Origin of the sequence: Prevotella lacticifex (genome assembly GCF_019973375.1) — a bacterium.
Lineage (GTDB): Bacteria > Bacteroidota > Bacteroidia > Bacteroidales > Bacteroidaceae > Prevotella > Prevotella lacticifex.
Genome location: NZ_BPTV01000001.1, coordinates 198125 through 211105 on the forward strand (window position 1 = coordinate 198125; position 12981 = coordinate 211105).

Annotated in this window: 10 protein-coding genes; 3 read left to right on the forward strand and 7 right to left on the reverse strand. The window is 42.0% G+C overall.

Going from position 1 to position 12981, the window contains the following annotated elements; all coding sequences use genetic code 11:
• Nucleotides 1–351: 351 nt before the first annotated feature.
• The 4 genes from LDN30_RS00765 to LDN30_RS00780 form a co-directional block, all read right to left on the reverse strand.
• Nucleotides 352–822: a hypothetical protein gene (locus LDN30_RS00765; protein WP_223928443.1), complete on the reverse strand. Its 471-nt coding sequence runs from the start codon at nucleotides 820–822 to the stop codon at nucleotides 352–354.
• Nucleotides 823–1085: 263 nt separating this feature from the next.
• Complete coding sequence (locus LDN30_RS00770; protein ID WP_223928444.1) at nucleotides 1086–1238, reverse strand: hypothetical protein; 153 nt, start codon at nucleotides 1236–1238, stop codon at nucleotides 1086–1088.
• Between the two features lie 251 nt (nucleotides 1239–1489).
• Nucleotides 1490–2671 (reverse strand): ISAs1 family transposase, encoded by a 1182-nt coding sequence (locus LDN30_RS00775; protein WP_306421494.1) that lies wholly within the window; start codon nucleotides 2669–2671, stop codon nucleotides 1490–1492.
• Nucleotides 2672–3011: 340 nt separating this feature from the next.
• A complete protein-coding gene (locus LDN30_RS00780; RefSeq protein ID WP_223928445.1) occupies nucleotides 3012–3155 on the reverse strand; it encodes a hypothetical protein in 144 nt (47 codons plus the stop codon).
• A gap of 88 nt (nucleotides 3156–3243) precedes the next feature.
• Between LDN30_RS00780 and LDN30_RS00785 the strand changes: the two genes are divergently transcribed.
• Both LDN30_RS00785 and LDN30_RS00790 read left to right on the forward strand, forming a co-directional pair.
• Nucleotides 3244–6729: a helicase-related protein gene (locus LDN30_RS00785; protein ID WP_223928446.1), complete on the forward strand. Its 3486-nt coding sequence runs from the start codon at nucleotides 3244–3246 to the stop codon at nucleotides 6727–6729.
• Nucleotides 6730–6860: 131 nt separating this feature from the next.
• Nucleotides 6861–8612 (forward strand): DNA methyltransferase, encoded by a 1752-nt coding sequence (locus LDN30_RS00790; protein WP_223928447.1) that lies wholly within the window; start codon nucleotides 6861–6863, stop codon nucleotides 8610–8612.
• On the opposite strand, the gene LDN30_RS00795 is transcribed toward LDN30_RS00790, so the two are convergent.
• A complete protein-coding gene (locus LDN30_RS00795) occupies nucleotides 8552–9766 on the reverse strand; it encodes an ISL3 family transposase (RefSeq protein ID WP_223928448.1) in 1215 nt (404 codons plus the stop codon). The two genes, LDN30_RS00790 and LDN30_RS00795, sit on opposite strands and share 61 nt — an antisense overlap.
• Before the next feature lie 246 nt (nucleotides 9767–10012).
• Here LDN30_RS00795 and LDN30_RS00800 point away from each other — a divergent pair, with 246 nt between their 5' ends.
• Nucleotides 10013–11413, forward strand: a complete 1401-nt coding sequence (locus LDN30_RS00800; RefSeq protein WP_223928449.1) for an Eco57I restriction-modification methylase domain-containing protein — start codon at nucleotides 10013–10015, stop codon at nucleotides 11411–11413.
• Here LDN30_RS00800 and LDN30_RS00805 read toward each other — a convergent pair.
• Nucleotides 11410–12360, reverse strand: a complete 951-nt coding sequence (locus LDN30_RS00805; protein ID WP_223928450.1) for a TaqI-like C-terminal specificity domain-containing protein — start codon at nucleotides 12358–12360, stop codon at nucleotides 11410–11412. The two genes, LDN30_RS00800 and LDN30_RS00805, sit on opposite strands and share 4 nt — an antisense overlap.
• Nucleotides 12357–12968, reverse strand: a complete 612-nt coding sequence (locus LDN30_RS00810) for a master DNA invertase Mpi family serine-type recombinase (RefSeq protein WP_223928451.1) — start codon at nucleotides 12966–12968, stop codon at nucleotides 12357–12359. The genes LDN30_RS00805 and LDN30_RS00810 overlap by 4 nt, the downstream gene beginning before the upstream one ends.
• Nucleotides 12969–12981: the final 13 nt, after the last annotated feature.

Sequence of the window (12981 nt, forward strand, 5' to 3'; positions counted from 1 at the left end):
ACGGAAAATATCCGCAGTGCCGATATTTGGGGTACATCATATTGAACACCCTACTTTGGAAATAGCTGGTAATCGACCTGTGAAAGAAACAGGGGAGTTGAAACTGAACGATATTATGGGTACACCATATTGAACAACCTAATTCGGAAGTACCGTAATTCCTTGCAGGGGCGGTCCTCGTGGCCGTCCGCAGCCTATGAGAAATGCATTGCTTTCCTTCGAAAAGTTATTTTTTGGGTTGCGGACGGCCACAAGGGCCGCCCCTGCAAAGGAAAATATACGTTCGAAACTTGAGAATATTATAGCTCAGTAATAAAGCAATAAGATTCAGAAATCAACGAACGCCTAAGATTATTTTATCGTGACACCAACCGGAGCTCCGTCCATGGCGAAGAGGATAATATAATAAGGTGAAGAAGAAGCTTTGGCATATGCCTGAACCTTATAGGCGCATTTCTTGTTTAAGACATCACCAATGAGAGTGATGCTGCAAAAGTCGGGTATGTCAATTGAAGAGACCTTTCCGTTGCGGTAAGAGACAGAGCCTATTTTGTTGCCTCCAACTACGATGTCAGACTGATTGGATGAGAATTTCAATTCCCCCAATGTAGAATTGTCAGTCCTTGAAAGAACAATCATCCTTTCAAGAGTGTAGTCTTTCTTGTTGACAGAATATAAGGTGTCAGGTGACAGCGATGAGAGGGAAAAAGACTCCTTGTTAAGTTGTGGGAAGCGGTCGGAATCTTCATCATCCTTACTGCAGGCAATGAACAGTATCGCTGTGAACATGGTTAATACTGTAAAAAACAAATACTTTTTCATTTCATCTTCTTTTTTATGCTTTATTCTAATAACGGTAAAAACACCGGAAACCCCTACTCAGAGTTTGTTTTTTTTTCGATCCGAATCGTACTTTTAACATTAAACCATCTAAAACACCATAAACCTTCATGCTCCAGCCTCGCAGAGGCTGAATTCCTGATTATACTGGACTCCATAGTCAGTAACGAAGTCCAGATTATTGATGTTATCTGTGGCATTAACGTGATAGGGAGCACGTTTGTTTATTAGCGAGACATCAATGTTCATAATGTCTCTACATAATTAGCCTTGAGTCCGGTGCGCTCCTCATATTTCTTGATGGCGATGGATTTCATAGCCTCAAGACGCTCTGCCTTTATTTTCTTGTTTCGCATCAACCATGCCATGGCTTGCTCTTTTGTCGTTATATGTTCCATAGCCCACTTGTTTATTGGCAAATATAGACATAATATTTGAACTATGCAAGTGATGTCGTTATTATTTTCATACGAGAGTTACGGTTCTTTCATTTAAATTTAGACTGACATGGCATGATTGTTGCTCAGTCTCCGCTTTACCGCAGAAATGCTATTTGTAGTAAAGGTCTGATGACCAATGGATAAAGTATCCCCTACCCAAGCTGGATGTAGCTTAGGGCTTATTATATATCCCTCAAAATTAACGACCTCTACAGACTGAGAAGAGAAATAGCATAGGCCAAGCTGTTCTTGGCGTAAGATGCAATGGCTGAGAACTTGACTTTAAAGAGTTCTTTCCTCTTTCTGATGGTCTCTGGCAGGTGCTTTTTGGAGGCTATGGTGTAGATGATATAAACAAGCTTCTGGATCGAGTCCAAGTTTCTGGCCGACTTTGTTTCTTTTCTCTTTGTGCGGTCCTGGCGCATTCTTGCATCCAGCGTCCAATGGAGATTGTTCTCGATTCCCCAGTGCATGCGGCTGATTCGATCCAAAGTCTGTGCCCTTTCTTCCAAACTGGTTATATAGTACCTCGTCTGTTTTTGTTCCGTTCCGCTTTTCTTTTCAATCGTATGCGTGTCTATGGCAATCACAGCCTTGACATTGAGGAATTTTTCAAGCGCCTTGATACCGGATATGTCTGAATATACACGGCATCGGCGTTGGTACAGCCTCCCGTGGGCAAGTTCCCACTCCGTCTTCCATTCGTCGTTAGGATGCAGCGTAGGCACAGCGTCCTCTACCGACCATCTTGCTGCTTTCTGGTTGGCTTTCAGCGCAATAAGATAGTCAGCTCCCTTCCCGACGATGCCTTTGATGATAGAACTTTGGCACGACATGGCATCCGCAGTTATAACGCATCCATTCATGTAGTCAGCCCGCTCTATGATTTTGGGCACAGCCTTTATCTCATTGCTTTTCACCTCACACATTTCAGTGTCAAGCGGCAACCGGTCGGTCACGCTGAAAGCAGTCACAACATCAGGAGAGCGTCCGTCGCCAATTTTCGTACCCAGCATGAACTTGCCGTCAATTGCAATGTGCCGTCTGTTTGCTCCATCATGCTCCGACACGTATTTTCGTGATAATGTCGAAACCAAAGAGGCCAAAGTAATGTCGTCGATTCCACCTTCCATCCTGCAAAGTGTGGGCTCGGACGGACATCCCTTAGCAAGAATGCCGAGGTGGTCTTGCAAGTAGCTCAAATGGATCGTTCCAAAGGCCACAATGTCCTTGCGAGTCTCGCAGCCGCATGCCCTGGCCAAAATAACCAGCAGAAGCATGTCGGACAACTTGTGTTTACAGTTGCCTTTGTTCATCCTACGATAATCTGGTACTGAGTGGATAAAATTTAACAAATCTCGGCTCAGCAAATGCGGTTTTTCAACCGCCAAACTCTTAATCCCTTATAGGGAAGAAAAAGTTGCATCCGAGATGATAAAAGTGCGTAATTGTTTGGTTATTAGCTAATTATTTTGTATCTTTGCAGTGTAAAAAGAAGAGGGGGCACAAAGTGCACTAATCGCACAAATACCATAAACCCCCTCTTCAAAAATAAAAATATATGACAAAAGGTATTAAGAGCCTGGCGGTTGAGAAACCGCCTTCGGGCGTTTGTGCCTATCGTCACATTCATTTAAACGGATTACATTGTGACATATTGTCTTCTATGTCGGCTTAAATGAAAGAGCCCTTATACGAGAGTTGGATTGCCGTGTATTGACGTAAAGTCAATTACTCCATAGCCTTGACGTGTGTCTCAATAAACTGCCGCTCGTCGTCCGTCAGCCCGTATTTGTCATAGAGCTGCAAGTCTATATCATGAACGCTCTTCGTCCAGTCAATATCGGAAGAGGAGGTGAAGTCCTGGAGAGGCATCTATCCTAAGTGGCCAGAAAATAAATCCGTTTTTTTTAGCTTTTATCAAATTTTTATTGTAATTTTGAAGGCCATTAAATCATTACGAATGAACAAAACCCTCATAGACAACTCGGAGAACCTAAAAATGGTTGACAAGCTGGGCGAATGTATTGATGACATCAATGTCAATACCATCCGCATAGCTACAGGCTATTGGGATATACCTGGTATGGCTTTGATAGCTGACAAGCTAAAAAAATTCCTTGAACGCAAGAATGCTAAATTGAAAATTATCATTGGCAAAGATCCATACGTTTATACTAACGTATTAAAGGTGCCCGAGTTTAAGGATAAGAGTTATCCAAAGGACTACATCCGTGCTGACTTCGACAGAATAGGTAACAATCTGAAAGATGAATACAGAGAAGCCTTCCAGTTGTTGCTTGATTATTGTCTGGAAAATGAAGATAACTCGAGAATACAGATACGCGTCTTCAAAACCAACGAGAACGACGAGAGTCAATTTTTCCACTCCAAATGCTACATTTTTACATCTGATGACGACGATGACAAGGATATGTATGCCATATTGGGTAGCAGCAACTTCACGAAGAAAGGTCTGGAGGGGAATTCTGAATTGAACGTATTGGAAACTGACATCCCCTTTATCAACTATCATAGCCCAAAGGGTGAAAATGCAAAAAGGAAAGGGCACATTGCATGGTTTGACGACAAATGGACTCACAGTGAACCATGGAACAAGGAATTTCTTGAGCAGGTACTGAAGGTGTCTGAGCCTGTTAAACAAATGGAGAAGGAGAAGGAAGAAAGCCGAGTAGTTCCTTTTACTCCCTATGAGCTATATATCAAGCTTTTACAGATTCAGTTTGGCGATGTTGTTGACAAGAATCTGAGCCAGCAGATAGAGTCATACCTACCGACTAATATTCATAAGTTGGATTTCCAAATAGAAGCTGTAAAACGTTGTATCGGCATCATGCATGAGCATGGGGGGTTCATGCTTGCAGATGTAGTAGGTCTTGGCAAGACTATTATCGGCACACTGATAATCAAGCGTTTTCTCTCAATGCCGGAAGATGATGGACGCGAACGCAAGGTACTGGTAATCACGCCACCCGCCATACAGTCGGGTTGGAAAAAGACTATAACAGATTTTGACAAAAACTCCGAAGACAAGATTACTCCATACATCGATTTCATTACGACAGGCCGTATTGGCAATATAGACGAGGAATACGATGCTGACGACGATAATGACGAAACCGATAGTGGCGAGTTTAGTACATCTTTACAATATAAAAATTATGGGCTTATTCTCATTGACGAGAGCCACAAATTCAGAAACAGCAATACCATTATGTATCAGTCACTTGATGAGCTGATACAGAACATTGGTGCCAACACTGGCGTTTTCCCATACATAGGCCTGCTGTCTGCAACGCCACAAAACAACCGACCAAATGATTTGAAGAACCAGATCTACCTCTTCGAGCGCAACCACAATGAGAGCACTTTGAAAAAAGCGGAAGGCGGTAATATAGAGAAGTTTTTTGCTGATGTCAGCCGCGAATACGAATTTCTGATAGACAGGAAAAACATTATTCCCGATAAAGAGCGTCGACAGCGGCTTGACGAAGTGTCGAAGAAGCTTCGCGACTGCATTCTCACAGACATTCTTGAGCGGCGTACACGCACAGACATTGTAAAGTATTATGCCGATGACATCAAGAAGCAAGGAATCATCTTTCCTAAAATAGTAGGCCCCATTGACTTACAATATGTCATGGACGACGAACTTGCGCAGCTTTTCTCAGATACCATGCGTATAATTGCTCCTTCCGACAATGACAAACTGCAGTCGGACTATTGGCTCAGATATTATCGCTATCGCATCATTGAGTATTTTGTTGACCCTACCAATGAATTAAAGCATTCGGGTCGTGGTAATCGTGGTGTGACAGATGTCTCCAAACAGTTGGCTACAATAATGCAGATACTGCTTGTCAAGCGTTTAGAAAGTTCCTTTAAGGCGTTCCGCCAGTCTTTGAAGAATCTGCTTCGGTATACAGATAATATGATACGCATGTGGGAGAATGACACGATTTTCGTTTGCCCACAAATAGATGTCAATAAGGAGTTGGATTTTGAGGCTAAATCAAAAAAGCGAGGTAAGACCGTGACCTTTGCTGATTGTGTAGATGATGTGCGTTCCAAAATAGCCAAGCTCAATGAGCTGGGACACAATGACAAAGGACAGAATGCCGAATACAGTCGTAAAGACTTCAAGCAAGAATATATAACGCTATTGAAGCAAGATTACCAGATTCTGCAAGATCTCTTCTACCGTTGGGATGGCAATTCGGAAGATCCTAAATATGACGCTTTCAAAGAGAATCTCGAACCCGAACTATTCAACCCTCAAAAGAACACATCAGGTAAGCTTGTAATATTCTCTGAGGCTATTGACACCGTTGAATCGCTGAAGCGTGCAGTGAAGAATAAAAAGCACAAACCTCTTGTTATTACGGCTGCCAACCGTGACGAGATGGAGCATACGATAGAAGAAAACTTCGATGCCAACTATCCTGTAGACAAGCAGAAGAATGACTATGATGTGATAATCACTACCGAAGTGCTGGCCGAAGGAGTCAATCTGCACCGTGCCAATGTCATCCTCAACTATGACACGCCGTGGAATGCCACTCGATTAATGCAGCGCATAGGCCGTGTGAACCGCATCGGGTCAAAAGAGCCAATAGTTTATGTTTATAACTTCATGCCAAGCGCACAGGGTGATGCTGAGATACAGCTTGTACGCAAGGCTTACACCAAGCTCCAGTCCTTCCACGTGCTCTTTGGTGAGGACAGCAAGATATTTACAGAGGACGAAGAAGTACGACATTACGACATTCAGAAAGCCGCAGATGGCGAAGAGTCTCCGTTGGAGAAGTATGTCTATGAGTTAAAGCGATTTAAGGAGGCACACCCTGAGCGCTATGAGCATATAGCGGATACTAACGACAATTGGGGAATGGCTGTGGCAAAAAGTGGCACGGCCTACTTCCTCGTAAAAGCACCCAAGTCGGCAAGGCTTGCCATACGCATTAAACAAGAACAGAATGCGGAGATTATCTCACTGCTCGACCTGCTTGAAGATATGCGAGTGCCGGAAAATGCGCAAAGTATGCCACTGCCAGATAGCTGGAACGCCCTTAGCGAAAAGGCTAAAAAGGCCTACAATGAGTATTTCGTACGCATAAACAGGTCACGTGCTGGAGACAAGGCGACTAAGGCCAAAGAGATCATTATCCGCATAGGCTCACAGCCAAATCTTTCCAAACATTCTGTTACCTTGCTGCAAAATGCAAGGAGATTGGTAAATCAGGGCAGTTATGACATGATAAGAAAAATTATTGCACTTGACAATGAAATAAATGACCGTAACCCACAGTTATTTGAAATAGGCCAGCAAGACATAGACGCTGTCATAGAGCGCGAAATCGGAAAACTTGCTGCAAACGTAGAATTAAGACAGGGAAAGGCCGACATACTGCTTGGCTTGATAAAATAGGATAAAGGAATGGATAGAGAAGAACTTAAAAAATACTTAGCAGCAAATATCAAGGCAGCGAATGGTTCCTTGAAAAAGTCATCCATCCTGTTTTCGGAGATACTGGTGACGATGATGTAGACAGTGGCGAATTGCTTGACAAATATCCCGAATTGCGACCAGTAGCTGAAAAAACCGGTATTAGCAGTGTAAAGGAGATTTGGGAGATTTTCGTTGGAATGCAGCCATTACTCATCTTCGATGTGACTGTTAACGACCATATAATGATGAACCGCAACCGCGTTGGCGTACAGAATATCGTAAGACGCATCATGGATAAGTACTCGTATGCATTCATGATTTTCCATTACGACAATGATATGCAATGGGATTGGCGTTTCTCATATTGTCATAAAGGGAGTAAGGAGAGTGAAACGACAGAGAGCAAACGTTTTACTTTCTTGTTGGGTCCCAGGCAGTCCTGTCTCACAGCTGCAAGCAATTTTATGAAACTCGAAGCCAAACATGGGGATATTAGCGATGACGATCTTGAAACTGCATTCAGCGTCGAGGCTCTTTCCAATGAGTTCTTCGACAAATACAAGAAACGGTATGAAAAGTTTGTCAGCTATATTACGGGTAAGGCATATGTTAAGTCGGGTTCCAAGTATGTAGAGAAAGTTGTCAATACTGAAAATGACAAAACTCTTTACGCAGCCTTCGGCAATGACGACAAGCGCGTGCGCGACTATGTGAAGAGACTTCTCGGACGCATTTTGTTCCTTCATTTCGTACAAAAGAAAGGGTGGCTCGGACTGCCCGATGGAGAAGCATGGGACAGCAACAAGGGCGACCTTGATTTTATGAAACGTCTTTACGATAATGCTTCCCCCGAACAACAGGACGACTTCCTCGATGCTGTTCTTGAACCCTTATTTACCGCTATAGACACAAACCGCTCGGATAACAGTTATCTCTACGACACAAAGGTATTTGGCTGTTTGCATGTGCCTTATCTCAATGGCGGGCTCTTCGAGCGTGACGCGGACGACGAAATTCCATCACGATTCCCAAAGGAGTATTTTGCCGATTTGTTAGAATTCCTCAGCCAATACAACTTCACCGTTGACGAAAACGATCCCAATGATGCACAAGTTGGTATCGACCCGGAGATGCTTAGCCGTATTTTCGAGAACCTGCTTGAGGACAACAAGGACAAGGGAGCATACTATACACCTAAAGAAGTGGTACATTATATGTGCCGCGAAAGCCTTATTGCCTATCTACAAACAGGGTACGAAGACAAAGCCCAGCAAGATGCTATACGCCAATTTGTTGAGACACAAAATGCAGATTGTATAGCTACCATTAAAGAAGACATTGACAACCAACTTAAAGAGGTGAAAATCTGCGACCCTGCCATTGGCTCTGGAGCTTTCCCCATGGGCATGCTGAAAGAGATTTTCCTCTGCCGGAGCGAACTGGAAAAAGTTACCGATGCGGCACAAATCAAGCGGGAAATCATTCAGAACAATATCTATGGTGTAGATATAGAAAAAGGCGCTGTGGAGATTGCTCGCCTACGTTTCTGGCTGACATTGATTGTTGACGAAAAAACACCAGAAACGCTGCCAAACCTCGACTTCAAGATTATGCAAGGCAACTCGCTTGTTACAACATACCGAGGGCTATATATTAACCTCGATACAAAGCATGACCTTCAAAGGCAGAGCTATACAAAGATCATGCATGACATGAGGGAACTTACAAAGGAGCAGAAAGCTTTCTACAATAGTAACGGAGAAGAGAGGTCTGAACATGAAATAAACATCAAACATCTGGTTCATCCGACAAATCGTGTGATTTTGTCATTATGCAAATTGAAAAGTCTTAACTTAAAATAGTCAATGTCCCGGTAGCCATAGGCGTTTCTCTTCAAGACTTTTATTTTATTGTTGATCCCTTCTACTTTTGCATTGCTTGTCCTACATTTGTAATAAGCCAGGATTCCAGTTCTGTAAGCGGCGATGGAATTACCCAGCTTTTCAAGGGTGGGAACTTTTGATTCCCGAGCCTGTTTTATCCAGTCATCCAGCACAGCTTCTCCTTCTTTATATGAGTCCTGCTTCCATACTTCTTGCAAGTATTCATTGAGAATGTAGGCTTTGCTCAGAGGTTCGTTCATCTTGATTACGTTATCCAATCTCTTCTTTTCATCCTCTGTAAAAATATCCTTATCATGGCGCAACAACAGCCAGCGCGTTCCCTTTATGACTTTTCTTTTTTCTAAGTCCTTCTCTTGATTATAGACCTCTCTTCTGACTTTGTCCAAGGCTTCGCCTGCCAGTTTCTGCACATGGAAGTGATCGAAAACGTGAATGGCATCAGGTAGGTTTTTCTTAATCGCAGAGATGAACGCAGCGGACATGTCTGAAGACACGGACTCTATCTTCGCGACGCTTCTCTTCAATTTGGGCCAGAACTTCTTCAAAGAATCGATTCCTTTGCCATCTCCGACATGTATAATGGCACCACTCAACATGTCGACCACAATAGTCAGATAGACGTGTCCCTTCCTCAAAGCGAACTCATCAATACCAATGTGCTTGACATCCTTGATATCTATATGAGAAAACTTATGATTGAGATAGTTCTTGTGGATATCCTTCACCGTATCCCAACTCAGACCGAGATAGTGGGCTACATCTTTTATCGTCATTCTATGAAGCAGTTCTATCACGAGCCTTGCCAAACGATGTGTATAGCGCTGCTTGCCGGTAACGAAATGAAGATCCTCATAGACATCAGCACCACATGTCTTACACTTTAGACGACGCACCTTTACATGTAAGATTGATTGCTTGGTACCAATGTTGACACTGCGGATTTTACGAATCTTGAACCCGTTGCGTACGACAACGTGACTATGGCAACATTCACATCGAGTTTTTACATCTCTTTTTTGGATATGATGAATAATAGTATTACCTTTGTACTCAGTCTTAGTGCATTCGAAGTCCCTGATTCCGTATGCATAATAGATATAGCTGGTGTCCATTTGTCTTGTTTTTTTTAATCACTTACAAAGGTAATGGATTTCCAGCTATTTTCTTTACATCATCCACACTTTATCACACGATTTGTCGGATGAACCAAACATCTGATCCTTGATTCTATTATCAGTCAACTTGACTATGAACTTGGATCATGGAAAGCCACCAAGTATGCGACACCAGATATATTTGGAGGCGAGGCAGCAAAAGCCAAAAAGACTAAATATACTCAAGATTTCTCTAAAGAGAGAATGGACATTCTTTCCGATTGCAGAAAGCTTGATGAGCTGCTTTTGGACCCAGCAAAGTCATTAAAAGAAAGATCTCAAATCAATGTACCATTCTTTGATTGGCACATTATGTTTAATGATGTGTTTAATCGTCCAAACGGTGCGAATGGTTTTGATATAGTAATTGGCAATCCTCCTTACGTGCAACTCCAGAGTAATGAGGGTGCATTGGCAAAAATGTATGAAGATGCTCAGTTTGCGTCGTTTACAAGAACGGGGGATATTTATTGTCTCTTTTATGAACGTGGATGGCAACTATTAAAAAATGGAGGACATTTATGTTATATAACATCTAATAAATGGATGCGTGCAGGATATGGAGAAAAACTGCGTAAATTCATAGCAAACAGCACAAATCCTAAGATGCTCATTGATTTTGCCGGGCTGAAAATATTTGAGAGTGCCACTGTAGATACGAACATACTCCTCTTTGAAAAGGGGAAAAACAAAAGAAATACTATCTGTGTTAATGCAAACAAGGATTATCGAAATTGCTTACATAATTTGAGCAATTTCGTGCAGCAACAGCATACTGTATGCGAGTTTTCTGATAGCAACTCATGGGTCATCTTATCTCCTATAGAACAGAGTATAAAAAATAAGATAGAGGCTGTCGGTGTACCACTGAAAGATTGGAACATTAACATCTATCGCGGCGTTCTCACAGGGTGCAATGAGGCCTTTATCATAAATACAGAAAAGCGCGATGAGATTCTTAGCAACTGCAAGGATGAGGCAGAGCGTAAGCGCACTGAGGAACTTATACGACCCATTTTGCGTGGCAGGGATATAAAGAGATATGGATATAACTGGGCGGGGCTGTGGCTTATAAACACGCATAATGGCATCAAAGGAAAAGTTCCTCCTGTTGACATAAACAATTACCCTGCTATTAAAGCGCATCTTGATAAATATTGGAGTAAAATATCAAAGCGTGCCGACAAGGGCGATACGCCTTATAATCTCCGTAACTGCGCATATATGGAGGATTTTGATAAGCCAAAAATTACTTGGGGAAACCTTAATTTAAAAGGCAGTTATTCATTTGCACCTGAAGGAATGTTTATTAACGCGCCTTGCCCGTTTATAGCCACTAATAATACAGCTATCCTTCATATCCTTAATTCTAAAATAGCTGATTATTACATCCGTTCGTTGGGTGTTACCCGTAATGGCGGGTATTTTGAATACAAACCAATGTTCGTAGATAAAATACCTATACCAAGGACAAATTTAGAAAAGTTGAAGACTTATCCCTTTCAACCTAATCAGCAGGAAGAGAAAGAATTGACAGCATTAATTTATAAGCTTTATAATTTATCAAAGCAAGAAATAGATTATTTAGAGAATAGAGAGCATTAGATGCTCTCTATTTCGTCGATTTGTGTTTTCGAAATGTTATAAAGTTTGTATATTTGACTATCAATATCATTATCATCAAACTTAAAAGATTTACTAGGTTTTATTACTGGCAATTTAACAAGTGCGTGTTTATTATATTGATAGCCATGCTCTCCCAATTCCACACTAGCAAAAATACATTTGTAAGCAAACTCAAACAAACGACTAGATAATGTATGTTGCAAGTATTCAGCATCGTTAGATATGAGTATAAAGCAAGTCTTATCTATGTAAAATCCCTTGTCGTCAAAAGCAAAGTAAGCACCCTGCGTAGTCTCTGGATACACAATTTTTGGCTTATCAAAATCCTCCCAATAGCTTATGCTATCCTGCGTCTCAAACCACTTGTTAGAGGTCTTTTTGCGGGCTTTTTCCTTCTTCCCGCTTATGGATAGCTCAGTTCCATTGATAACGATGAACTTACCAGTCTGTGAAAGTTTTTGCCTACAGTAGTCAGCAAGATAATCAGCCACTACCCACTCACAACCATTTTTACGTAAGTAATCCTCAGCAAAACTAAGTAGATATGCTTTAACAGCTGGATACTGTTCGATATCATAATGGCGAGCTGGAAATGTGGCAATCAGATAAAGATCAGCCCACGAATATTCATATCTCTTTATATCCCTGCCACGCAAAATGGGTCGTATAAGTTCCTCAGTGCGCTTACGCTCTGCCTCATCCTTGCAGTTATCCAAGATTTCGTTACGCTTTTCAGTATTGATGATAAACGCCTCATTACATCCAGTCTTTATGCCATAGTTGATTTGGATGTCCCAATCTTTCAATGGCACGCCAACAGCCTCAATCTTCTGCTTGATGCTCTGCTCTATTGGTGACAATATTACCCATGAATCAGAAGATGTGAAGGCATTGACAGTATGCTGTTGCTGCACGAAATTGCTCATATCATATCAGCCATTTGGTCTTTTATGTATCGAGACAGCGTATTCCGGTCCACTTTGCAAATGTTAGCTATTTGCCTATAGGAAACATCTTCTTTTATCAACCCAATTATTAAGGCTTTTTTGTTGTACAATTTGTGTTTCTCTGGAGAAGTTCTTTTCCCCTTAGGACGGCCAAGGACAACTCCTTCCGCTTTCTTTCTTGCCAATGCTTCTTTAGTGCGTTGCGAGATCAGGTTGCGTTCAATCTCGGCAGAGAGTCCGAAGGCGAAAGCGAGAACTTTGCTTTGGATGTCATCACCGAGACGGTAGCCGTCTTTGATCGTCCAGACTCGACACTCCTTGTTCATGCAGATATTGAGGATTTCCATGATCATGAAAAGGTTACGGCCGAGGCGCGACAGCTCGCTACATATAATAATGTCGTCCTTGTTCACCTTATTGAGTAACTTTCCTAATTGCCGCTTGTCGTAGTTCTTGGTACCACTGATAGTTTCCTCTATCCAGTCATCGACGTGCAACTTCTCATGCTCGCAAAATTTGTTAATCTCAAACCGCTGGTTCTCAACTGTCTGCTTGTCGCTGCTCACTCTGATATATCCGTAAATCATTTTTTCAGTAAAA